Annotated in this window: 23 protein-coding genes; 22 read left to right on the forward strand and 1 reads right to left on the reverse strand. The window is 48.2% G+C overall.

Annotated elements, in window-relative coordinates; all coding sequences use genetic code 11:
* The first annotated feature begins 121 nt into the window (after positions 1-121).
* From rimP to rny, 21 genes are all read left to right on the forward strand, one after another.
* Positions 122-589 carry a ribosome maturation factor RimP gene (gene rimP / locus GQ671_RS01065; protein WP_160651410.1) on the forward strand — a complete coding sequence of 156 codons (468 nt, stop codon included), beginning with the start codon at positions 122-124 and terminating at the stop codon, positions 587-589.
* Between the two features lie 16 nt (positions 590-605).
* Positions 606-1,658 (forward strand): transcription termination factor NusA, encoded by a 1,053-nt coding sequence (nusA, locus tag GQ671_RS01070; protein ID WP_160651413.1) that lies wholly within the window; start codon positions 606-608, stop codon positions 1,656-1,658.
* 16 nt (positions 1,659-1,674) lie between these two features.
* A complete protein-coding gene (rnpM, locus tag GQ671_RS01075; RefSeq protein WP_322789457.1) occupies positions 1,675-1,962 on the forward strand; it encodes an RNase P modulator RnpM in 288 nt (95 codons plus the stop codon).
* Positions 1,962-2,267 (forward strand): L7Ae/L30e/S12e/Gadd45 family ribosomal protein, encoded by a 306-nt coding sequence (locus GQ671_RS01080; RefSeq protein WP_160651422.1) that lies wholly within the window; start codon positions 1,962-1,964, stop codon positions 2,265-2,267. The genes rnpM and GQ671_RS01080 overlap by 1 nt, the downstream gene beginning before the upstream one ends.
* A 4-nt stretch (positions 2,268-2,271) precedes the next feature.
* Positions 2,272-4,506: a translation initiation factor IF-2 gene (gene infB, locus GQ671_RS01085; RefSeq protein ID WP_160651425.1), complete on the forward strand. Its 2,235-nt coding sequence runs from the start codon at positions 2,272-2,274 to the stop codon at positions 4,504-4,506.
* A 5-nt stretch (positions 4,507-4,511) separates the two neighbouring features.
* Entirely contained in the window at positions 4,512-4,847 is a 336-nt protein-coding gene (rbfA, locus tag GQ671_RS01090) for a 30S ribosome-binding factor RbfA (RefSeq protein WP_160651428.1), read from the forward strand.
* 53 nt (positions 4,848-4,900) lie between these two features.
* Positions 4,901-5,809: a tRNA pseudouridine(55) synthase TruB gene (gene truB / locus GQ671_RS01095; protein WP_160651431.1), complete on the forward strand. Its 909-nt coding sequence runs from the start codon at positions 4,901-4,903 to the stop codon at positions 5,807-5,809.
* Between the two features lie 11 nt (positions 5,810-5,820).
* On the forward strand, positions 5,821-6,762 hold the full coding sequence (locus tag GQ671_RS01100; protein ID WP_160651434.1) for a bifunctional riboflavin kinase/FAD synthetase: 942 nt from the start codon (positions 5,821-5,823) through the stop codon (positions 6,760-6,762).
* A gap of 100 nt (positions 6,763-6,862) precedes the next feature.
* A complete protein-coding gene (gene rpsO, locus GQ671_RS01105) occupies positions 6,863-7,132 on the forward strand; it encodes a 30S ribosomal protein S15 (RefSeq protein WP_160651437.1) in 270 nt (89 codons plus the stop codon).
* 104 nt (positions 7,133-7,236) lie between these two features.
* The gene (gene pnp, locus GQ671_RS01110) at positions 7,237-9,354 is read left to right on the forward strand and encodes a polyribonucleotide nucleotidyltransferase (protein WP_160651439.1); all 2,118 of its coding nucleotides are present in this window, start codon (positions 7,237-7,239) and stop codon (positions 9,352-9,354) included.
* Positions 9,354-9,611: a hypothetical protein gene (locus tag GQ671_RS01115; RefSeq protein ID WP_160651442.1), complete on the forward strand. Its 258-nt coding sequence runs from the start codon at positions 9,354-9,356 to the stop codon at positions 9,609-9,611. The genes pnp and GQ671_RS01115 overlap by 1 nt, the downstream gene beginning before the upstream one ends.
* An 18-nt stretch (positions 9,612-9,629) precedes the next feature.
* On the forward strand, positions 9,630-11,303 hold the full coding sequence (locus GQ671_RS01120) for a ribonuclease J (RefSeq protein WP_160651444.1): 1,674 nt from the start codon (positions 9,630-9,632) through the stop codon (positions 11,301-11,303).
* A gap of 58 nt (positions 11,304-11,361) precedes the next feature.
* Entirely contained in the window at positions 11,362-13,779 is a 2,418-nt protein-coding gene (locus tag GQ671_RS01125; RefSeq protein WP_160651447.1) for an FtsK/SpoIIIE family DNA translocase, read from the forward strand.
* Positions 13,780-13,789: 10 nt separating this feature from the next.
* Entirely contained in the window at positions 13,790-15,055 is a 1,266-nt protein-coding gene (gene yfmF / locus GQ671_RS01130) for an EF-P 5-aminopentanol modification-associated protein YfmF (RefSeq protein WP_160651450.1), read from the forward strand.
* Positions 15,042-16,325: an EF-P 5-aminopentanol modification-associated protein YfmH gene (yfmH, locus tag GQ671_RS01135; protein ID WP_160651453.1), complete on the forward strand. Its 1,284-nt coding sequence runs from the start codon at positions 15,042-15,044 to the stop codon at positions 16,323-16,325. Before yfmF ends, yfmH begins: the two co-directional genes overlap by 14 nt.
* Positions 16,318-17,007, forward strand: coding sequence for an SDR family NAD(P)-dependent oxidoreductase (locus tag GQ671_RS01140; protein WP_160651456.1), 690 nt, complete (start codon positions 16,318-16,320; stop codon positions 17,005-17,007). Before yfmH ends, GQ671_RS01140 begins: the two co-directional genes overlap by 8 nt.
* A gap of 23 nt (positions 17,008-17,030) precedes the next feature.
* Positions 17,031-17,834: a DUF3388 domain-containing protein gene (locus GQ671_RS01145; protein WP_380645463.1), complete on the forward strand. Its 804-nt coding sequence runs from the start codon at positions 17,031-17,033 to the stop codon at positions 17,832-17,834.
* 27 nt (positions 17,835-17,861) lie between these two features.
* The gene (locus GQ671_RS01150; protein ID WP_246153075.1) at positions 17,862-18,668 is read left to right on the forward strand and encodes a RodZ domain-containing protein; all 807 of its coding nucleotides are present in this window, start codon (positions 17,862-17,864) and stop codon (positions 18,666-18,668) included.
* A 1-nt stretch (position 18,669) separates the two neighbouring features.
* Complete coding sequence (gene pgsA / locus GQ671_RS01155; RefSeq protein ID WP_160651465.1) at positions 18,670-19,257, forward strand: CDP-diacylglycerol--glycerol-3-phosphate 3-phosphatidyltransferase; 588 nt, start codon at positions 18,670-18,672, stop codon at positions 19,255-19,257.
* A 168-nt stretch (positions 19,258-19,425) separates the two neighbouring features.
* Complete coding sequence (recA, locus tag GQ671_RS01160) at positions 19,426-20,481, forward strand: recombinase RecA (protein WP_160651468.1); 1,056 nt, start codon at positions 19,426-19,428, stop codon at positions 20,479-20,481.
* A 163-nt stretch (positions 20,482-20,644) separates the two neighbouring features.
* On the forward strand, positions 20,645-22,198 hold the full coding sequence (rny, locus tag GQ671_RS01165) for a ribonuclease Y (RefSeq protein WP_170288598.1): 1,554 nt from the start codon (positions 20,645-20,647) through the stop codon (positions 22,196-22,198).
* A gap of 45 nt (positions 22,199-22,243) precedes the next feature.
* On the opposite strand, the gene GQ671_RS01170 is transcribed toward rny, so the two are convergent.
* Positions 22,244-22,456 carry a hypothetical protein gene (locus GQ671_RS01170; protein ID WP_160651473.1) on the reverse strand — a complete coding sequence of 71 codons (213 nt, stop codon included), beginning with the start codon at positions 22,454-22,456 and terminating at the stop codon, positions 22,244-22,246.
* Between the two features lie 87 nt (positions 22,457-22,543).
* Here GQ671_RS01170 and GQ671_RS01175 point away from each other — a divergent pair, with 87 nt between their 5' ends.
* Positions 22,544-23,302, forward strand: coding sequence for a TIGR00282 family metallophosphoesterase (locus tag GQ671_RS01175; protein WP_160651476.1), 759 nt, complete (start codon positions 22,544-22,546; stop codon positions 23,300-23,302).
* Positions 23,303-23,318: the final 16 nt, after the last annotated feature.

Below are 23,318 nucleotides of genomic sequence, written 5' to 3' on the forward strand. Positions count from 1 at the left end.
CTTCAAGTTGCAGGCGTAAAGGCTCTGTGATATAATTATTACGATATTAAATACCCAGTCACAAGGAGAAGAACGGGCATGCCCGTTCTTCTCTTAGTTTTGAAGGAGGGGGAATGGACAGATGAATCGTACTGAACAGAATGTCATGACACACGCACAGCCACTCGTCGAAGAAATGGGATATAAGCTCATTGAAGTGGAGTACGTGAAAGAAGGTCCTGACTACTATTTGAGACTGTATCTCGACAAGAAGGGCGGCATCACGCTCGAGGACTGCGCCCGGGCAAGTGAAATGCTGAGTGAAAAGCTGGATGAATGGGAAATCATCGAAGGCGGCTATTTCCTGGATGTCTCTTCTCCCGGTGCCGAACGTCCGATCAAGGATGATGATGATCTGGAGATGACACTGGACCAGGGCATATATGTCAAAACGTATCAGCAGATCGAAGGCAAAAAGGAATGGACAGGAATCCTGAAGCACTATGATTCCGATACTGTAACCATAGAGTATAAGGACAAGACCCGCACAAAAACAGTGGTCGTCAGCCGCGATAAGATCGCAACGATACGCAAAGCGGTAATATTATGATTGGAGGCGCTTATAAGTGAACCAGGAACTATTGAATGCAATAGAATATCTTGAAAAAGAAAAAAGCATTCCCAGAGAAGTGCTTGTCGAAACAATTGAAGCAGCACTTCTTACAGCATATAAAAAGAACTATTCCCAGCATCGGAATGTTACAGTCGATCTGAACATGGAAAACGGCACATACCGTGTCATCTCCAGAAAAGATGTTGTGGAGGAAGTCGAAGACTCTACAGCGGAGATCGATCTTGAAACGGCCCGTACCGTCAATCCGGCGTATGAAATCGGCGATCCATTCGATGAGGACGTTACACCGCAGGACTTCAACCGTGTCGGCGCACAGGCTGCCAAGCAGGCTGTCATGCAGCGTCTCCGTGATGCTGAGCGGGGCATTCTCTATAATGAATTCATCGACAAGGAGGATGAGGTCATGACCGGCCTGATCGACCGTGTCGACCATCGTTTCGTCCACATCCAGCTGGGCCGGACAGATGCAGTACTGAGTGAATCCGAAAGGATGCCGAATGAGGTCTATCGTCCGAATGACAGGATCAAGGTCTATGTCAACAAGGTCGAGCAGACGACAAAAGGCCCTCAGATCTTCGTATCGAGAACACACCCCAATCTGCTGAAGCGTCTATTCGAGAAGGAAGTACCTGAAATCTATGATGGTACAGTTGAAATCACGAGTGTTGCAAGAGAAGCTGGGGAGCGTTCCAAAATCAGCGTCTACGCCAAAAATCCGGACGTGGATGCAGTCGGTTCATGTGTCGGTGCGCGTGGCGCAAGAGTGGAAGCGATCGTCAATGAACTTTCAGGCGAGAAGATCGATATCGTCCTCTGGAATGACGATCCGAAAATATTTGTCAAAAATGCACTCAGCCCATCCCAGGTCGTCGATGTCGTCGTGGATGCAGACAACCAGTCCACAATGGTCATCGTACCGGATAACCAGCTGTCCCTGGCCATCGGTAAAAGAGGGCAGAATGCTCGTCTGGCTGCAAAGCTGACCGGATGGAAGATTGATATCAAGAGTGAATCCGACGCGAGAGAAGAAGGCGTCTTAGAATAATACATGCGGGTGATATATCATGAAGAAGAAAGTACCACTCAGGAAATGTATCCTGACTAATGAAATGCATCCCAAAAAAGACCTCCTGCGCATTGTTGTGACCAAGGAAGGCGAAGTCTCCGTCGACCCGACCGGCAAGAAGAACGGCCGTGGCAGCTATGTGGTTAAAAACCTTGAAACGGTGGAAAAGGCACGTAAGGGCAGGAAGCTCGAAGGCAGGCTCGGTTTTGATAGCGAAACACTGTCCCCTGTCTACGATGAGATCATCCGCCTGATCTATCGTGAGGATATCCCTAAAAGATGATGGATAAGATACTGAATCTTCTGGGGCTGGCCAAACGTGCAGGCATGCTGACGACGGGAGAAGATAAGACGATAGAAGCCATCCAGCACAAGAGGGCGAAAGTTGTCTTCATTGCCAGCGATGCAGGAGACAGCACAGCGAAGAAAGTCAGGAATAAATGCAACTACTATAACGTACCGTTGATTGATGACTATACCAACGAGAATCTCAGTATTGCGACGGGTGCACCGAACCGCGTGGTATTGTCAGTGACAGATACAGGTTTCAGCCGGAAGATGCTGCAGCTTAAAGAGAAAGGAAAGTGATTCGATGAGTAAAATCAGAATCTATGAATATGCAAAAGAGAGCGGAGTCGCAAGCAAAGAAGTGATCGAGTTCCTTCAGGCAAGAGACATTGAAGTCAAAAGCCATATGAAGTCACTGGAAGACAACGAAATTGAACTTCTGAACAAGGAATTCAAGAAAGCCAATGCTTCAAGCACTGCTTCTGGTTCCCAGAAGAATTCAGGTACCAAGAAGCCACAAGCCCAAAGTGGTACTCAGAAGCCACAAGGCCAGGGCAGTGCTCAGAAGTCCCAGGGTCAGAGTAGCAGCCAGAAGCCACAAGGCCAAGGGACTACCCAGAAGCCACAAGGCCAGGGTGGTAACCAGAATCAGAGACAGGGTACCAATCCGAACCAGAGAAACAGAAACAACAGGAACCAGAAACCGGGCGCAGGCGGCAGACCAAAGAACAAGAAGCAGAACAATGGTTCTAATCAGCCGAAGCAGAAGCCGGTTCAGAAGGTAGTCGAAATCCCTAAGGAATTCAAGTATCAGGAAGGCATTACAGTAGGCGAACTCGCTGAAAAAATGGGTCTTGAATCTTCAAAAATAATCAAGGACCTGTTCATGGTCGGTACAGTGGCGACCATCAACCAGACGCTTGATAATGATACAGTGGAACTCATTGCGAGCGACAATGGATTCACTGCAGAGCTTGAAATCATCGTGGATGACACGGATCTCGAAAACTATTTCGAACTTGGCGATGACCTGACTGAAGAAAGACCAAGTGTCGTAACAATCATGGGACACGTCGACCATGGTAAGACGACGCTGCTCGACTCCATCCGCCATACGAAAGTGACGGCAGGCGAAGCAGGCGGCATCACGCAGCATATCGGTGCCTACCAGATCGAATCGAGTGGCAAGAAGATAACATTCCTCGATACACCGGGCCACGCAGCATTCACTACAATGCGTGCACGCGGTGCACAGGTGACGGATATCACGGTACTTGTTGTGGCAGCTGATGACGGTGTAATGCCTCAGACAATCGAAGCCATCAACCACGCCAAAGCGGCTGAAGTACCGATCATTGTTGCTGTCAACAAGATGGACAAGCCGACAGCGAACCCTGACCGTGTCATGACAGAACTCGGCGAACATGGCCTCTTCCCTGAAGACTGGGGTGGTGACACGATTTTCGTATCACTATCTGCCCTGAGCGGTGATGGTATCGAAGATCTGCTTGAAATGATCACGCTTGTCGGTGAAGTTGCAGAACTGAAGACGAAGAGCGACAGACCTGCTGTCGGTACAGTCATCGAAGCGGAACTCGACAAATCAAGAGGACCAGCAGCATCACTGCTCGTCCAGCACGGTACATTGCAGGTGGGCGATTCCATCGTGGTCGGCCATACTTTCGGTAAAGTCAGAGCAATGGTGGATGACCTCGGCCGACGCATCCAGAAGGCAGGACCTTCCACGCCGGTTGAAATCACTGGCCTGAATGATGTACCGCAGGCAGGCGACCGTTTTGTCGTATTCAAGGATGACAAGACAGCGCGCAGCATCGGTGAGGCGAGAAGCGAACAGCAGGTGATGAAAGACCGTGATCAGCCGTCTGCAGTCAGCCTGGACAACCTGTTCGAGCAGATGAAGGAAGGCGAAATGAAAGACCTCAACCTCATCATCAAAGGGGATGTCCAAGGATCTGTTGAAGCACTCAGTGCCTCACTCATGAAGATCGACGTTGAAGGTGTCAACGTACGCATCATCCACACTGGCGTCGGCGCCATCAATGAATCCGATGTTACACTTGCGTCGGCATCACAGGCAATCGTCATCGGCTTCAACGTCCGTCCGGACGTCAATGCCAAGAAAGCCGCAGATCGTGAAGGCATCGACATGAGACTCCACCGCATCATCTATAACGTCATCGAAGAGATTGAATCTGCGATGAAAGGCATGCTCGATCCTGAATTTGAAGAGAAGGTCATCGGTAATGTGGAAGTGCGTCAGACATTCAAAGTATCCAAAGTGGGTACAATTGCCGGTTCCTATGTAACAGATGGCAAAATCACCAGGGATTCTGGTGTAAGAGTCATCAGAGAGGGTATAGTCATCTATGAAGGTGAACTGGATACTCTCAAACGCTTCAAGGACGATGCAAAAGAAGTGACTGCCGGCTATGAGTGCGGACTCACGATCAAGAATTTCAACGACCTTAAAGAGGGAGACCAGATCGAACCTTATATCATGGTTGAAATTGAAAGGTGATGACTATGAGCAATAGACATGAAAGAGTTGCAGAAGAAATCAAGAAAGTTGTAAGTGAGACACTCCGTACCAAAGTATCAGATCCTGATATCGGTATGATTACGGTTACGGATGTCGAGCTGACAAAAGAAATGGAAATTGCGACCATCTATTTCACTTCCCTGAACGAGAATCGTGAGGAAGTGGAAGCGGCACTGGGACGTTCCAAAGGACTGGTCCGTTCAGAAGTGGCAAGGGAAATCAGAATCAGAAAAGCGCCGGAACTTCAGTTCAAGTATGATACTTCCATTGAATACGGCCATAAGATTGAAAATCTGCTGAATGAAATCAAAGATAAATAGACCTGAGGGGGCTCGCCCCCCAGGTTTTTATTTTTATATGGAGGCATATGGATATGCACGGTGTAATACCCATCAATAAACCAAAAGGATTGACGAGCCATGACGTTGTTGTACGCATGCGCAAAATACTACATATGAAGAAAGTGGGGCATACCGGTACACTGGACCCCGAGGTGACTGGTGTGCTGCCGATTGTCATCGGGGATGGCACCAAACTTACCGAATACATGCAGACGAAGAAGAAGCGGTACCGGGCGGAGGTGACACTCGGCTTTTCCACGGATACGGAGGATCAGACCGGCACTGTGGAAGCGAGAAGTGATGATCTTTCAGATATCACGGATAAGTCGATCGACCAGGCGGTTGAAGGATTCACAGGGAACTACCTGCAGCAGGTGCCGAAATATGCATCCGTCAGGGTAGATGGCAGAAAGTTATATGAATATGCCCGTCAGGGAATTGAAGTGGAGCGTCCAATCAGGGAAGTGCACATTCACAGTATCAGCCGCACGAGTGATATTGATAGAAAAGACGGCCTGATAACTTTTGAGATTGATGTCGAATGCTCGAAGGGAACTTATATACGCACGCTGGCCGTCGATATCGGGAGGGCTCTCGGTGTGGCGGCGCATATGTCCCATCTCGTGCGCACGGAATCATGCGGCATCACTCTGGAGCAGACAGTGACCCTTGAAGCACTGCAGGAAGCAGATCCCGAGGATCATATCGTTCCAATTGCAGAGATCATCGAGTCACTGCCGACCATCGATATTACGGATGCAGATTTCCTTTTCAGAATTCGCAATGGGCAGAAAGTGGGCAAATCTGATATCATGGACAAAGTAGACATGGAGAATGTCGAAATGGTGGCATTGAAGCATGAAGGCGTGCCGATCGGGATATACTACGATCATCCTGAACACGAAGGCTTGATGAAACCATATCAAATGTTCAATTTATAAGAGGCGATGAAATGAAAATCTACAGACTTCACTATCCACATGAACAGCATGAACTGGACCTGGAACCTTCTGCGGTGGCAGTCGGTTTCTTTGATGGCCTCCATCGAGGGCATCAGAATGTCATAAGTAAAATGGAAGAGATTGCCGAAGACAAGGGATTGAAAAAGGCAGTAATGACTTTTGATCCCCACCCTTCAGTTGTGTTGAGTCCGAAAAAGCAGCGGACAACATATCTGACGCCGCTTGATATAAAGCTTGGCATGCTGGAAGCACGCGGCATCGACTACTGCTTCGTCATCAATTTTTCCAGCGCGCTCGCCGACCTTACTCCTGATGAATTTGTCCAGCAGTATATCATGGCGCTTGATATCAAGGAAGTGACAGCCGGTTTCGATTTTACATATGGTAAATTCGGCAAAGGCAATATTGAAATGCTTTCCAAGTATGAATCCTTCAATACGACAGGTGTCGGCAAGATAGCTGAAGGAGAAGAGAAGATTTCGACTACCCGCATCAGGGAAGACCTGGCCAAGCACGATCTCGCGCACGCTAATCTGATCCTCGGCAGACCATATGAAGTGAAAGGTGTCGTCGTGCAGGGGGAGAAGCGCGGGCGGACGATCGGTTTCCCGACGGCCAATATAGAACCTGAATACCGCTACCATCTTCCGGCGAAAGGCGTCTATGCAGTGAGCATGCAGATCGATAATGAGGGGACGGTCCATAAGGGCGTGTGCAATGTTGGTGTCAAACCGACCTTCCACGACAACCTGGAGCGTGTTTCCATTGAAGTGCATCTTTTTGATTTCGACCAGAGCATCTACGGTGAGAACGTGACCGTCCACTGGCATCATTTCATCCGTCCGGAGTGGAAGTTCAATGGGATAGATGAACTGAAAGCACAGATTGCAAAAGATAAGCAAAAAGCCATCGGCCTACTTGAAAACCTATGATGATTCAAGTATAATGAGCGAAGTACCCTAGTCTTGGCAGAGCGAAACTCCGACATCTGCTCGGATAGCGGTGAACAATAATAACAAGGAGGCGTTTCTATTGGCAATTACACAAGAGCGCAAAAATGAACTGATTCAGGAATACCGTACACACGAATCCGACACTGGATCTCCGGAAGTACAGATTGCTGTACTGACAGCTGAGATCACAGCATTGAACGATCACCTGCGTACACACAAGAAGGACCACCATTCAAGAAGAGGACTTCTAAAAATGGTTGGACGCAGAAAAAACCTGCTCACTTACCTTCGTGACAATGACATTCAAAGATACCGTGAACTCATTCAGAGACTCGGTCTCCGTCGATAAGAAATGATTTGGCATATCCTATGGATATGCCTTTTTTATGTATATTTTTTTGCAAAAGTGATATGATTGAAACAAGTAGCCTTACTAAGGAGAGAAGACAAATTATGACAGAATCAACGAAAAAAGTATACGAAACAGAATGGGGCAGACATAAGCTGACCGTCGAATATGGAGAAATGGCGAAACAGGCAAATGGTGCTGTTCTGGTCCGCTACGGCGAGACGGTGGTACTCAGTACCGCAACAGCGTCAAAAGAGCCGAAGGATCTGCCATTTTTCCCATTGACAGTAGCCTATGAGGAGAAGCTGTACGCAGCAGGTAAAATACCTGGCGGCTTCAACAAGCGTGAAGGCAGGCCAAGTGAGGAAGCAACCCTTACGAGCCGTCTGATCGACCGTCCGATCCGCCCACTGTTCCCGGATGGCTACAGAAATGATGTGCAGGTCATGTCCATTGTGCTTTCTGTTGATCCGGATGCATCGCCACAGATGGCAGCCATGCTCGGATCCTCCCTCGCACTTGGAGTGAGCGATATTCCGTTTGATGGACCGATTGCTGGTGTGACCGTCGGACTGATTGATGGAGAATTTGTCATCAACCCATCGACTGATGAACTGGAACACTCTGAAATCGACCTTCAGGTGGCCGGCACGAAAGATGCCGTCAACATGGTCGAAGCAGGGGCCAAGGAAGTATCAGAGGAAACAATGCTTAAAGCGATCATGTTCGGACATGACAGCATCAGAAAGATGGTTGCTTTCCAGGAGTCCATTCTGGACGGGATGGATATTGAAAAGCGTCCTTTCGAATTGGCTGAGACAAATGCTGAATTCAAGCAGCAGATGGAAGAAAAAGCACTGTCCATGGGACTGTATGATGCCATTCAGGATCCGGATAAGAAGGCGCGCGAGACAGCAATCAATGATGCCAAGAAACGCATTCTTGATACATTCGACGAGTCTGAAGAAAACTACGAGAACATCCGTGCAGAAGCCTCAAGCATTCTTGAAGGCCTTCTTAAAAATGAAGTCCGTCGTCTGATCACGGAAGAAAAAGTCCGTCCGGATGGACGCGAACCTTCCGAAATCAGACCACTTGACTCTCAAGCCGGTCTGCTGCCGAGAGCCCACGGCTCCGGGCTGTTCACACGCGGCCAGACGCAGGCGCTCTCCATCTGTACGCTTGGTGCGCTCGGTGAGCATCAGATCATCGACGGCCTTGGTGTGGAAGAGAACAAGCGTTTCATGCACCACTACAATTTCCCGAATTTCTCTGTAGGGGAAACGGGTCCGATCAGAGGACCGGGACGTCGTGAAATTGGCCATGGTGCACTTGGTGAACGTGCGCTGTTTCAGGTCATTCCTGATGAAGTGGCATTCCCATACACGATCCGCCTTGTTTCAGAAGTGCTCGAATCCAACGGTTCCAGCTCACAGGCTTCCATCTGCGGTTCCACACTTGCACTGATGGATGCGGGAGTACCGATCAAGGCACCTGTTGCCGGTATTGCGATGGGACTTGTCATGAAAGATGACAAGTACACGATCCTTTCCGATATCCAGGGAATGGAAGATGCACTTGGTGATATGGACTTCAAGGTAGCTGGTACTGAAAATGGCATCACTGCCATTCAGATGGACATCAAGATCGAAGGTCTGAGTGAAGATATTCTGCGTGAAGCACTGGAGCAGGCAAGAACTGGACGTGCCCAGATTCTGGATAACATGCTGGCAACGCTCAGCGAACCACGTGCAGAAGTCAGCCAGTATGCGCCTAAAGTCGAAGTCATGCATATCAAACCGGATCAGATCAGAGGCGTCATTGGACCCGGTGGTAAAAAGATCAACGAAATCATTGATGAAACAGGTGTCAAACTGGATATCGAACAGGATGGTACGGTATTCATCGGCCATACTGATTCTGAAATGATCGAGCGTGCGAAACAGATCATCAAAGACCTGACACGTGTTGCCGAAGTAGGAGAAACCTATATGGGCGAAGTGAGGCGCATTGAGAAGTTCGGCGCATTCGTCCAGCTCTTCCCGGGCAAGGATGCACTCGTCCATATTTCGCAGCTTGATACTTCAAGAGTTGCCAAAGTTGAAGACGTTACTGAAGTTGGGGACAAGTTCCTTGTCAAAGTAACTAACATCGACAACCAGGGCAGAGTAAATGCCTCCCGCAAAGTACTTCTTGAAGAGGAAAAAGGAGAGAAGCAGTAATGATTTTTGATAAAGTTGAACTTGATGAAGTGACTTATGAAGTCACGGGTCAACTGAGAATCAAAGAAGATGATGAAGTGAAGGTCATTTTTGAAGACCTGATGTTCGGAAACACACTCAAAGACCTGAATTCCAGAGAAGAGACAATCGATCATCTCACGCTGAAAAGCAGCGAAGAGACAAGATACAATGCAGAAAAGGTTAAAGTATCCCACCTTACAATAGATGGGAAGTTCTACCACGCCACTTTCAAGTAGGCTTTAGGAGGAAATAATTTGAACGAAGCAAAAAAAAATGAAGCGAAAGTCAAAATCATACCGCTCGGTGGCGTCGGCGAGATTGCAAAGAACATGTACGTGGTCGAAGTGGAAGATGAGATGTTCATCCTCGATGCGGGACTCATGTTCCCGGAGGATGAAATGCTCGGTGTCGATATCGTCATTCCTGACATCACCTATATCCAGGAAAACAAGCAGAAGCTGAAGGGGATTTTCCTTTCCCACGGCCATGAGGATGCCATCGGCGCGATTCCTTATATCATCGATTCCCTCAATGTGCCGATCTACGGATCAAAACTCACTCTTGCACTCGTCAAAGATCGCCTCAAGGCGAAGGGCGTCAACAAGAAAGTGAAATTCTATACAATCAACAGTCAGTCCCGCATGAAGTTCAAAAATGTAGAGATGGTATTCTTTGAAACAAGCCACAGCATTCCCGACTCCTATGGCGTGAGCCTGGAGACGAAGTACGGTTCCATCGTCTACACCGGTGAATTCAAGTTCGATCAGAGCCTGAAGAACGGCTACGGATACAACATGGCAAAGATGTATGATGTCGCCAAAAAGGATGTTCTGGCCCTCATCAGTGACTCCACTGAAGCGGAAAGAAGAGGATACAATACGCCTGAAAACATGGTCGAAGAGCATATTCTGGACGGTTTTGCGAGAGCACGTGGAAGAATCATCGTATCATGCTATGCATCAAACTTTGTACGCATACAGCAGGTTCTGACGAATGCCGCCAAGACACGAAGAAAGGTTTCATTCCTCGGCCGTACGCTGGAGAGCTCATTCAAAGTCGCACGCAATATGGGATATTTCGATATTCCGGAAGGCCTGCTTGTTCCAAGCCATGAAATAGGCGACTATCCTGATAATGAAGTTGTCATCATAGCGACAGGATCACAGGGCGAACCGATTGAAGCACTTGGCAGAATGTCCCGGGGTCAGCATGAAGTGACGAATATCAAGGAAGGCGATATCGTCTATATACTGACGACACCTTCTTCAAATATGGAAGTCATCCTCTACAGCACCATGAATGAACTCGTCAAAGCTGGTGCCGAGGTGGCGACACCTGAGCGCAGTGTCCATGCATCCGGCCATGGCATGAGCGAGGAGCTCAAAACCATGCTCAATGTAATGAAGCCGAAGCATTTCATCCCTGTACAGGGAGAATTCAAGATGCAGATCGCCCATGCCAAGCTTGCCGCTGAAACAGGCGTGGAGCCTGAAAACATCTTCCTGCTGGAAAAAGGTGACGTTGTTACTTATGACGGCCAGAAAATGATCAGCGCAGATAAGGTCACTGCAGGAAATGTACTGATCGATGGCAGCGGCGTCGGCGATGTCGGCAATATCGTACTCAGAGATCGCAGACTGCTCAGTGAAGATGGCATCTTTATCGCTGTCATCACCATCGATCCGAAAAAACGCAGGATCATGGCTGGTCCGGAAATCCAGTCGCGGGGCTTCGTCTATGTCAAGGAGAGCGAAGACCTTCTGAAGGAAGCAGAGGAACGTGTCCATAAGATCGTACTTGATTCGATGGACGAAAAGAAACTGGAATGGAGTACGCTCAAACAGAGTATAAGAGATGATCTCGGCAAGTATCTGTATGACAATACAAAACGACGTCCGATGATCATCCCGATCATATCTGAAATATAAAACAGGAATGAGACTGCCAGTTCTGGCAGTCTCATTGTAAATAGGAGGGAAGCATACGATGGCAAAGAAAACAGGGAAGACGCGGAAAAAGAAGAAGAATAATAGAAGCTATTATTCGATCTCCGCCTTTATTCTCATCGTCATTTTGTTCATCACCATTTTCCAACTCGGTGTCATAGGCACATACATCGATGCATTTTTTGCCTACCTCTTCGGTACAAGCAGGTATTTTACATATCTTATGCTTTTTCTTGCAAGCATATATCTGGCAGCGGAGCAGAAAATGCCACTTACCCGCAGAATGGGCGGTTATCTGCTGATGCAGTTCGGACTGCTGTTCTTGTTCCACACACTGCTTTATATCGTAGACAGAGCAAGAATAGAAGACTTCTATACATTCCAGCAGACTGTGGAAACGATACAGACAGTCGGAATCATGGCCTTCTTCGGTGGCGGTGTCATCGGCCAGGTACTGTTTTCATTTTCGTCCACAGGCATATCCATGATGGGTACACTGCTGCTCGGACTGATCTTCCTTTATATCAGCTATCTGCTGATTACATCGAAGAATATCGAGCAGTCAATATCACATGATATGGCAAAGACATCAGAAGCGCTGAAGAGCATTGCGAATGCGCTCATCAGAGGCCTGAAGGCACTTTTCGACCAGCTGGTCAAACTCTTTTCACGCCTGCGAGAAAAGACATCGGACAGGAAGAAAATGGATGCCAAAACTAAGGCGCCTGCCAAGAAAAAGCAGCAGTCCGCAAAAAAGGATATTGCAGCGGAAAAAGAGGCGCTGCCCGATAAATCGAAGCGGCCTGCCGCCTTTGAAGCAGATGAATCCATCATTGAAACGATGCATGAATACGACCGGACGGAAGCCATTGAAAACAGTGGAGCGACTGCAGATAAAACGGCTGCAGATTCCGGTACGACAGCTGAAATTGAGAAAAAAAGCACTGAATCCACAGAAATTGAATATGAGAATGAAGACTTTGCGGATGATTATGATGCGACAGATGAGGGTGCTGAAGTTGACTCTTCAACCTTTGATGAGGAAGAGATCAAACAGCTGAAGGAGTACGAACTGCCGTCCATCACCATGCTGAACGACGCTGAAGTTTCCGAGACGGTCAGCAATAAGGAAGTACTGAAGCAGGGCAAGATTCTTGAAGAGACGCTGAAGAACTTCGGGGTGAACGCTAAAGTCTCCAAAATCCGTATCGGCCCTGCTGTCACCCAGTTTGAAATCCAGCCGGATATCGGCGTCAAGGTCAGCAAGATCATCAACCTGCAGAATGATATCGCACTCAGCCTGGCTGCCAAGGATATACGAATAGAAGCACCGATTCCAGGAAAGTCCGCAGTCGGCATTGAGGTGCCGAACTCAGTCATCAGCATGGTGACACTGCGTGAAGTGCTCAAACGGCGAACAAGTGATAATCCACTTGAAGTGGCCCTCGGCAAAGATATTTCCGGCAGTCCGATTTCTGCTGAACTGAATAAGATGCCACACCTTCTTGTTGCCGGTTCCACCGGCAGTGGTAAATCCGTCTGCATCAACGGCATCATTATCAGCATCCTGATGAATGCAAAACCACATGAAGTCAAAATGATGATGATCGACCCGAAAATGGTTGAACTGAACGTCTATAACGGTATTCCGCACCTGCTGAGTCCTGTTGTGACGAATCCTCAGAAGGCGAGTGACGCACTGAATAGGATCGTCAGCGAGATGGAACGGAGATATGACTTGTTCTCCCATTCCAATACACGTAACATTGAAGCATACAACCAGTTTCTGGAACGTGAAAGTGAAACACCTGAAAAAGTTCAGAAACTGCCTTATATTGTTGTCATCATCGATGAACTTGCCGATCTTATGATGGTTGCTTCGAAAGATGTTGAAGCCTCCATCACAAGAATTGCGCAGATGGCGCGTGCCGCAGGCATCCATCTGATCATCGCGACCCAGAGACCATCGGTTGATGTCATCACCGGTATCATCAAAGCGAACATCCCATCAAGAATCGCCTTCAGTGTCAGCTCCCAGACGGATTCCAGAACCATCATCGATTCACAGGGAGCAGAGAAGCTGCTGGGCCGAGGCGACATGCTCTTCCTGCCATCCGGCAAATCCAAGCCGATCCGTGTCCAGGGGGCATTCCTCTCAGATAACGAAGTCAGTGATGTCGTCCATTATATAACAAGCCAGATGAAGGCCAACTACGAAAAATCGATCATGAACAAACCGGTTCAAAAAGAGCAGAAGGAATCCGAGGACACGCTCTACCCGGATGCCAAATGGTTTGTCATCGAAGAGCAGCGTGCAAGTGCTTCCCTTCTGCAGCGTCAGTTCAGGGTTGGCTATAATCGGGCTGCCCGTCTGATCGATGACCTTGAGGCAAATGGGGTCATCGGACCAAGCAGTGGCAGTAAACCGAGAAACGTACTTGTACAGAATGAAGAATAAGGAGTAATACATGTATACAGTAGACCGTACTGAAGTGAACCATATCCCGGCAGTCATCATCGAAACGAACCAGTTCAAGACCATAACAGTCCAGCTCCAGTTCAGAAGCAGACTTGAAAGAGACCGCGTAACAAAAAGAAATATATTATCCAGGATGATGATCAAAAGAACCCTCCAGTTTTCGAAGGAGGCAGATCTTCTTAAATATCTCGCCCATTACTATGGTGCCCATCTGACTTCGAATGTCGGCCGTAAAGGTGAGGACCATATCGTCACCTTCGGCATGGAATTCGTCAATGACAGGTTCATCAAGGAAAATTTGGATGTGGCAGGGGAAATGTGCCGCCTGCTGCGTGATGTTCTAAAGACCCCCGTCCATTATGATGAGTCGTATGAAGACTTCTTCAGGAAAGAGAAGCGTCTCTATAAGAACCGTCTCAAGAGCATGAAGGATAACAGGGCACAGTCGAGCTTCCAGTCCATGATCGATGTCATGTTCAAGGACGAAGGATACAAGTACTTGTCCCATGGTGTTCTGGAAGATATCGATGAGATCACTCTTTTGGATATAAAAACAGAGCATGAACAGATGATGGCGGACGATGACCTGGCCATACTGGTTGTCGGCGCAGTGGATGGCAGCATCAAGCAGGATCTCTCCGCAATCTGTTCACGGGAAGAACCGGTTGTGTCCGAGCACAGAGCATATCCATACCGTGAAGTGGAGAAAGTCAGTAGAGCGAAGGATACACAGCAGATCGAACAGGCGAAGCTGAACATGGGATTCCGGGTGAACATCAGTAACCTGCAGGAGCAGATGGCATTCAATGTCATGAATCAGATGTTTGGAGGTTCCGCCTCCTCCCTGCTGTTCAGGAACATCCGCGAGAAGCTGAGTCTGGCCTATCAGATCCATTCACAGGTGGATGTGAGAAACGGCTATCTGTTCGTCATGGGCGGTGTCGATCCGGCCAACGTGGAAAAAGCGGAAGCTGCGATACTCTCCGAGCTTGATGCAATAAGGGAAGGCGCATTCGAAGCGGAGTTCGTTGAAGAGGTCAAAAGAATGATGAGAGTGAACAGGCAGGAAGTCATGGATAAGCCGAAAGGTCTGATCACCATGGAGTACAATCGGCTGATCCAGGGCGTACAGGAACAGTCATGGGAAGAACGGCTCGCTGCAGTGGATAGTGAGATGATCAAGGAGATCAGCAGTCGGGTAGTCCTCGATACTGTATACGTACTGACAAGGAGTGACGAAGATGAAAAGAATTGATTACCCTGAAATAGATGAAAGTGTATACCAGCATCAGTGTGCCAATGGCCTCGACGTATTCATCATCCAGAAGCCCGAGTACAGCAAGAAGTTCGTCACCTACACGACGAAGTACGGCTCGATGGACGATCATTTCAAGGTGGACGGGGAGTCCTTCAAAGTGCCAGAAGGCATTGCACACTTCCTTGAGCACAAGATGTTCGAAAAGGAGGATGGGGATGTCTTCAATCTCTTTTCCAAATATGGCGCCAACGCCAATGCGTTCACATCATATGATCGGACTTCATACCTTTTCAGTACGACTGAGTCTTTTGAAGAGAATCTGAAACTGCTCATGGATATGGTCGAAAAACCCTACTTCACCGAAGAGACGGTCGAAAGGGAGGTCGGCATCATTGGTGAGGAAATAAAGATGTACCAGGATAACCCTGGATACAAGCTCTATTTTGAGACATTGAATCAGATGTATCATAATCTACCGGTCAAAGACGATATTGCAGGTACGGAATCTTCGATTGGTGAAATTACCAGCGACCATCTGTTCCTGTGCCACAGGACATTCTATCATCCATCCAATATGGTGCTCATCCTCGTCGGGGAATTCGATGTTGATGCTGTCATGGCGTCCATCGATACCCATCAGTCGGAACGGAATGTCATGGATGCTCCAGAGATCGAAAGACTGCTGCCCGAAGAACCACGTGAAATCGTCAAGCCCCGCAGTGTGCTTGAAATGGATGTTGAGGAGACACGCGTCATGCTCGGATTCAAACATAAGCAGGGTAGCAATGACGCCATGGAACGTCTGAAAAGAGACCTGTCGGTGATGTTTGCACTGGATATGGTATTCGGCGAGCAGTCGGTGTACTACTATGAACTGATGGAAAAAGGGCTGATCGATGACTCTTTCAATTTCAGCCATATTGAAGAGCCTGCCTTTTCCCATCTGCTGTTTGCGTCCAATACGGAAGCGCCTGAACGGTTTACAGAGGAGATTACGTCTATAATAGAGACAGTCAAGGACAGCGATTTCTTTACAGATGACAAATTGACGGTCCAGAAAAGAGAAATCATCGGTGACTACCTCTCCAGCCTGAATTCGCCGGAGTATATCGCCAACCAGTACACCAAATACTATCTGGACGGCTACGATCTCTATCAGCTGCCTGAAGTCATAGACAGCATTGAAATCGATGATGTAAAACGGCATTTCACTGATGTTCTGGACACCCGGTACATGGTGGAATGCATACTGAAACCGCATGACTAGGCATATCATCGTCGGTAGTACCGGCGATATTGGCAGTGCCATCCATGCCGGCCTCCGGGATGCAGCCGAAATCTGGTCTTTTTCCAGATCCCGGACCCCGGATCACGATGGCATACATCATTTCCTTGATCTGTCCCAACCGTTGGATGCCGTAGCAGTGGAAAATATTTTCAAGGGTATCGATCATGCAGACAGTCTGATCTGGTGTCCTGGGGAAACGCTTTTTTGCATGCTGCAGGATACGCCGCTTGAAAAAGTGGATGCCCAGTACAACATCTCCATCCGATCACTGATCACGTTCATCAACGTCCTCCTGCCAAAGCTCAAGAAAAGTGGATGCGGGCGTATCATCATCATCACTTCGATTTGGGGCCGTCATGGTGCCAGCTACGAAAGTGTCTATGCTGCCATGAAGGGTGCCCAGGAGACACTCATCAAATCTCTTGCCAAAGAGCTTGCAGATACCGGCATTACGGTAAATGGGGTTGCACCCGGCGTTGTTCATGGAAAGATGACCAGTGAGCTGTCTCAGGCGGACCAGGCATTTCTGCTTCAGGAGCTGCCGCAGTCACGCTTTGTCGCGCAGGAAGAAGTCGTACATGCTGTGAAGTACCTGCTAGCTCCTGAAGCACAATCTGTCACAGGTGAAATTCTGAATATCAATGGGGGATGGTATACATGAGTGATACTGAAAAAGGAAAGCCGATGTATCCCGAGAGAAATATTGAACAGTATATGGAATATGAAATTCTGAACAATCGTCCCGGTCTGCTCGGTGACATCTCCTCGCTGCTCGGCAACCTCGGCATCAGCATCGATACGATCAACGGGGTGGAGAACAGAAGGCGCGGACTGCTGGTCCGTACGGATGAACTCAACAAATTGAAGCGCTTCGAATATATGAGCGCCTATATCGATGACATCCAGATACTTAAAATAAGAAAGCCGCAAGTACGGGACAGGCTCGCTGTCAGACACGGCCGCTTCATCAAAAGGGATGAAGAGGACAAGAAGGTCTTTCGGTTCACCCGGGAGGAAATCGGTATTCTGGTGGATTTCCTGGCTGAAATATTCAAGGAGAAAGGCCATAAGCTCATCGGCGTCCGTGGCATGCCGCGTGTCGGAAAGACGGAGTCCATCGTGGCGGGCAGTGTGACAGCAAAGAAGAAATGGCTCTTCCTCTCTTCGACGCTGATCAAGCAGACAGAACGTACAAGCCTGCTCAAAGGTGAGTACGATGAGAATAATGTGTTCATCATCGACGGGGCGGTGACCATGAACTCCACTGGGGATGCCCATAAGCAGCTGATCAGGGAAATCATGAGCTACCCCGCTGTCAAAGTGATCGAACACCCGGATCTCTTTATTGAAGGCATGCAGTACAAGCTCGAAGATTTTGATTATATCATTGAACTCAGAGAAGATGAGAACCAGGAGATCACTTATGAGAAGCATAAGAAACAGCACTGGTTCGAAGATGAAGATATGAATTTCTTTGGTGGAATGTAGGGAGGACCCATGAAACTCGGTGCTTATTTGAAAAATAAAAGAGAACAGTCAGGAATCACTCTGAAGGAGATGCAGGAAAAGTCGGGCATCAGAAAAGATATCATCAGACTGATTGAAATGGGCGATTTAAACGCATTGCCTGAGCCCGCTCATGCGGCTTTCCTGCTGCAGCAGTATACCCGGGCAGTCGGTCTCGATTCCGATGCCATCATGGAAAGGTATGCAGACGAGCTGCCTGATGAAAACGTAAATGAAAGAAAGCGGAACCAGTCTCAGAATGAGGATTATCAGTATTTCAAGAAAGTGCTGATCAGCTTCCTCGTCCTGATCAGTGTCCTTTTCGTCGGTTGGATGGTTCTGCTCCAGGTCGGCGCACAGACGGATCTGTTCGAGAAGAAACCGATCTACGATGTGGAGGAGGAACTCATCACTCCGCCGGAGGAAAGCGAAGAAGAATCTTCAGAGACGGCAGAACAGACAGAGGAGCCGCCGACGGAAGAACCGGAGGAAGCTCCGGCGACCGACTATTCCTATGGTGGCTCCGAAGGCAGTACGTTCTATTATGATCTTCACGTCGTGGAGCCACTGGTCATTTCACTCGCAGGCGAGAACGAATCGTGGGTGACACTGACGGATGACGCAGGCAACACGTATGCTTACGAAAACCTGACTGAAGGGGAGTATGAAGTCTCCCCGGAGGCTTCAATCGTCTATTTGACACTCGGCAATTCGACCGGTATCAATGTCCTCATTGATGGGAAGCCTCTTGATAACCCCGATGCCGGAAATGCAGTCACCGTCTATTATGAATTCAACCTGATAAAGGAGGAGTGACATGAATATACCAAATCAGCTGACTGTATTCAGAGTGCTTCTGATACCGGTCTTTCTGATATTTGTACTTGTGGATTTCGGCTGGGGTACCTTGAGTGTGCTCGGAGGAAATGAAATTACCGTCAGCCAGATGATCGGTGCCATCATCTTCATCGTGGCTGCCCTGACGGATTTTCTGGACGGGTACCTGGCCAGAAGGTGGAACCTGATCACCAACATGGGCAAATTTCTTGATCCGCTGGCCGACAAGCTGCTGGTGACGACTGGTCTGATCGTCCTTGTTGAACTGCAGGTCATCTCCTCATGGATTGCAGTCGTCATCATAGCCCGCGAATTTGCTGTTACCGGTTTGAGATTACTTCAGATCGAACAAGGGTATGTGAGTGCTGCAGGGCAGCTCGGCAAAATAAAGACTGTGTTTCAGATGATCGCACTGATACTTCTTCTGTTCGGTGATATGCTTACGCAGTATGTGCCATTTTCGCCAGGGATGGCAACGATGTACATCGCAGTATTCTTTACGATATTGTCCGGAATCGAGTATTTCTATAAGGGCCGGGCAGTTTTTAAGGCTGATGGGGCGAAATGATTTTCGCGTGCGTTTCTGACAGTTGTGCCATAATTGCGAGCCTGATCTGCAGTTGAAAGATAACCGCTGCAGCAAGTTGTGAAACGGGAACTAAAAGCGAACATATATTCGCTTTTTGGCATCCGATATGGTATAATATATTACGAAATGAATTAATGGAGGGTAATTATGGACGAGAGACAAAAAGCGATAGATACAGTGATAAAGAACATGGAAAAGTCATTTGGCAAAGGCGCCGTAATGAAACTTGGAGATGATGCTGGACGCAAAGTTTCTACAGTTTCCACCGGATCCATCACGCTGGATAAGGCACTTGGTGTCGGAGGATACCCTAGAGGCAGAATCATCGAAATCTACGGACCAGAGTCTTCCGGTAAGACGACCGTAGCACTTCACGCGATAGCATCAGCGCAGAAGAATGGGGGCATTGCAGCGTTCATCGATGCAGAGCACGCTCTGGATCCTGACTATGCGCAGAATCTCGGTGTGGACATAGAGAACCTCTACCTGTCCCAGCCGGATACAGGGGAACAGGCACTGGAAATTACAGAAGCATTCATCAGGAGTGGTGCAGTTGATATCGTTGTAATCGATTCCGTAGCAGCACTGACACCAAAAGCGGAAATCGAAGGCGAGATGGGGGATGCCCACGTCGGTCTCCAGGCGCGACTCATGTCACAGGCATTGAGAAAACTGTCCGGTGCGATTTCCAAAAGTAACACGACAGCAATTTTCATCAACCAGATCCGTGAAAAGGTCGGCGTCATGTTCGGGAATCCGGAAACGACATCCGGTGGCCGTGCACTGAAGTTCTACAGCTCCGTCCGTCTTGAAGTCAGACGTGCCGAACAGCTCAAACTGGGTACGGACATCGTCGGTAACCGTACGAAGATCAAAGTGGTCAAAAACAAGGTGGCTCCACCATTCCGTGTTGCAGAAGTGGATATCATGTACGGTAAAGGCATCTCGAAGACGGGTGAAATGATCGACCTGGGTGTCGAGAATGACATCGTTGAAAAGAGCGGTGCATGGTACTCCTATGAAGGCGAACGGCTTGGACAGGGTAAGGAGAATGCCAAAGAGCATCTTACCAACAACCCTGCACTGCTCGAGGAGATCGAAACGAAACTGCGAAATGCACTCGGATTCGGCAAAGATAAGGACGGAGATGCGTCTGAAGAGGAAGCTGCTTCAGACAAGCTGTTTGACGAGGAAGAACTATAAACGAATAAGTGTATGACCAGTGAGCACCAGAATGCAAATAAGACGTTCTGGTGCTTGCGTTTTTTTGTGTTTATCTTTAGAATTGTATATATATAATATTGATTATGCATGATATTATATACAACAATAGCTAGAGCCTGTTAGGGAGGTGTTTATTGTGGACATGATAGACATTTTCTTAATCTTGCTTGGCATTATTCTAGGTGTTGTAATCGGATATTTTATCGTCAGAAACACTTTGACTAAACGGCAGCAAGAGGCGCGAAGTTCTGCTGAGCACATCATCAATGAAGCGAAGAAGCAGGGTGACAGCCTCAAGAAAGAAAAGCTGCTCGAGGCAAAAGAGGAGAATCAGATTCTCAGGGAGACGTTCGAGCGTGAATCCGGTGAGAAGAGAGATGAACTCAAGGCACAGGAATCCAGATTGCTGAATCGGGAACAAGTTCTTGATAGGAAAAGCGAAGTCCTGGACAAAAAGGATGAGGCACTGGATCACAAAGAAGCCAAAATTGAAGAAAAACAGCAAATGGTTGATGCCGAGGATCATAAGATTAAAGAAATCATCAGTCGGCAAGAAGAAGAACTCACTCGCATCTCCGGACTTACGCGCGAAGAGGCGCGTAATGAAATTTTCGCAGAAGTGGAGCGGGAACTGTCACATGATATGGCTGTAATGGTCAAAGAGAAAGAGAACCAGATGAAGCTGGACGTGGATAAGAAAGCGAAGGAATTGCTTGCTGTGACTGCCCAGCGATATGCAGCAGAATATACAAGTGAATCGACAGTATCAGTCGTTACATTACCAAACGACGAAATGAAAGGCCGCATCATCGGCAGGGAAGGTCGTAATATCCGTACACTGGAAACATTGACGGGTGTCGACCTCATCATTGATGATACGCCTGAAGCGGTCATACTTTCAGGTTTTGATCCCATTCGTCGGGCAATTGCCAAGAACGCACTTGAAGACCTTGTGCAGGATGGCAGAATCCATCCAGGACGCATTGAAGAAATGGTGGATAAAGCCAAACGCAATATGGAGACGAATATTCGTGATGCAGGGGAAGCAGCTGCTTTCGAACTTGATATTCACAATCTTCACCCTGAACTCATCAAGCACCTCGGTAAGATGAAGTATCGACTCAGCTACGGCCAGAACGTGCTTAAGCACTCTGTTGAAGTCGGCTATCTTGCTGGCATGCTTGCAAGTGAACTCGGTGAAGATGTGCAGCTGGCAAGAAGAGCTGGACTGCTTCATGACATCGGCAAGGCCATCGACCATGAGGTGGATGGCAGCCACGTCGAAATCGGAGTGGAACTCGCCAAACGCTACAAGGAGCATGGTACGGTCATTAATGCCATCCATTCGCACCATGGCGATGTCGAACCGACAAGCATCATTTCGATTCTTGTTGCAGCAGCCGATGCGCTGAGTGCAGCAAGACCAGGTGCAAGAAGAGAGACACTTGAGAATTACGTCAAGCGTCTTGAAAGACTTGAAGCCATCGCTGAAGGATATAGTGGTGTAGAGAAGACATTCGCCATCCAGGCCGGCCGCGAAATACGCGTCATGGTCAAGCCGGATGAACTGGATGATCTGAAAGCCCACCGTCTTGCAAGAGATATCAAGAAGCAGGTTGAAGAAGAACTGCAGTACCCTGGACATATCAAAGTGACAGTGGTCCGAGAAATGCGGGCAGTAGAATATGCCAAATAGAAAACCAGCAGGATATCCTGCTGGTTTTCTTATTTTAGTCTATATTTACATATTGATATCGATATCTCTGATGCTGCTGAAAGCTTCGCTTGTCTCCTGGGTGGTGTTGGAAAATCTTTCGTATTTTTCAGCGAGCTTATAGGCACTCAAGTAGAGCTCAAGGCTGTCTTTCGCTTTGTCTTCAATGCTTTCGCTGTTTGAAGGATTCGCCATAAGGGCCAGTTTCGCAAATTCTTTCGGATCGATGGATAATGTCAAATTGTTCACTCCTAAGTTTTTTATAAATTATAGTTTCCCTAAAACATGTATAATAAACATCAAATTGAATTTAAAGGATGAAATCGAATGCGTATTCTATTTATTGGAGATATTGTAGGAAAAGTCGGTCGAAGAATGCTGTCGGAGCATCTTCTGGGACTGAAACGGGAGCACGGTGCCCAGGTGGCCATCGTCAACGGTGAGAACGCTGCCCACGGCAAGGGAATTACTGAAAAGATCTATAAGGAGATCCTGACAAGTGGAGCGGATTTCATCACCCTTGGAAACCATGCGTTTGCCAAGCGGGATGTCTATGAATTCATGGAACAGGATATCCGCATGGTCCGTCCGGCCAATTTTCCGGAAGGAGCACCCGGCAAGGGGTATGGTGTCGTCAATGTAAATGGCGTAAAGCTGCTCATCATGAATCTGCAGGGACGCAGCTTCATGGATGCCATCGACTGTCCGTTCAGAAAAGCGGACGCAATACTCGAAAGTGTGGAAGCTGATGAAATCTTTGTCGACTTCCATAGTGAGACGACAAGTGAAAGCCTCGCCATGGGCCATTACCTGGATGGCAGGGTGGATGCTGTAGTCGGTACGCACACGCACGTCCAGACGAATGATGAACAAGTACTGCCGGGTGGAACAAAATATATTACTGATGTCGGCATGACAGGATTCAAGGACGGCATACTCGGCATACGCAAAGAAGAAGTCATCGAACGGTTCATCCATCAGCTGCCAGTCCGCCATAACGTACCGGAGGAAGGGGCGGGTATCCTTTCCGGTGTCATCATCGATACTGGTACCAATAAAATAGCCAAGATCCGCATTGAGGAATAGCGGTCATCCAATAGGC

Source organism: Salinicoccus hispanicus (genome assembly GCF_009831115.1).
Classification (GTDB): Bacteria; Bacillota; Bacilli; order Staphylococcales; family Salinicoccaceae; genus Salinicoccus; species Salinicoccus hispanicus.

Coding starts and splice junctions, on each gene's coding strand:
- GQ671_RS01100 (WP_160651434.1), top strand. CDS start 5,821: ATGAAAATCTACAGACTTCACTATCCACATGAACAGCATGAACTGGAC.
- rny (WP_170288598.1), top strand. CDS start 20,645: ATGATAGACATTTTCTTAATCTTGCTTGGCATTATTCTAGGTGTTGTA.
- GQ671_RS01080 (WP_160651422.1), top strand. CDS start 1,962: ATGGATAAGATACTGAATCTTCTGGGGCTGGCCAAACGTGCAGGCATG.
- infB (WP_160651425.1), top strand. CDS start 2,272: ATGAGTAAAATCAGAATCTATGAATATGCAAAAGAGAGCGGAGTCGCA.
- GQ671_RS01140 (WP_160651456.1), top strand. CDS start 16,318: ATGACTAGGCATATCATCGTCGGTAGTACCGGCGATATTGGCAGTGCC.
- GQ671_RS01125 (WP_160651447.1), top strand. CDS start 11,362: ATGGCAAAGAAAACAGGGAAGACGCGGAAAAAGAAGAAGAATAATAGA.
- pgsA (WP_160651465.1), top strand. CDS start 18,670: ATGAATATACCAAATCAGCTGACTGTATTCAGAGTGCTTCTGATACCG.
- GQ671_RS01175 (WP_160651476.1), top strand. CDS start 22,544: ATGCGTATTCTATTTATTGGAGATATTGTAGGAAAAGTCGGTCGAAGA.
- pnp (WP_160651439.1), top strand. CDS start 7,237: ATGACAGAATCAACGAAAAAAGTATACGAAACAGAATGGGGCAGACAT.
- yfmH (WP_160651453.1), top strand. CDS start 15,042: ATGAAAAGAATTGATTACCCTGAAATAGATGAAAGTGTATACCAGCAT.
- GQ671_RS01115 (WP_160651442.1), top strand. CDS start 9,354: ATGATTTTTGATAAAGTTGAACTTGATGAAGTGACTTATGAAGTCACG.
- recA (WP_160651468.1), top strand. CDS start 19,426: ATGGACGAGAGACAAAAAGCGATAGATACAGTGATAAAGAACATGGAA.
- GQ671_RS01145 (WP_380645463.1), top strand. CDS start 17,031: ATGTATCCCGAGAGAAATATTGAACAGTATATGGAATATGAAATTCTG.
- rimP (WP_160651410.1), top strand. CDS start 122: ATGAATCGTACTGAACAGAATGTCATGACACACGCACAGCCACTCGTC.
- truB (WP_160651431.1), top strand. CDS start 4,901: ATGCACGGTGTAATACCCATCAATAAACCAAAAGGATTGACGAGCCAT.
- yfmF (WP_160651450.1), top strand. CDS start 13,790: ATGTATACAGTAGACCGTACTGAAGTGAACCATATCCCGGCAGTCATC.
- rbfA (WP_160651428.1), top strand. CDS start 4,512: ATGAGCAATAGACATGAAAGAGTTGCAGAAGAAATCAAGAAAGTTGTA.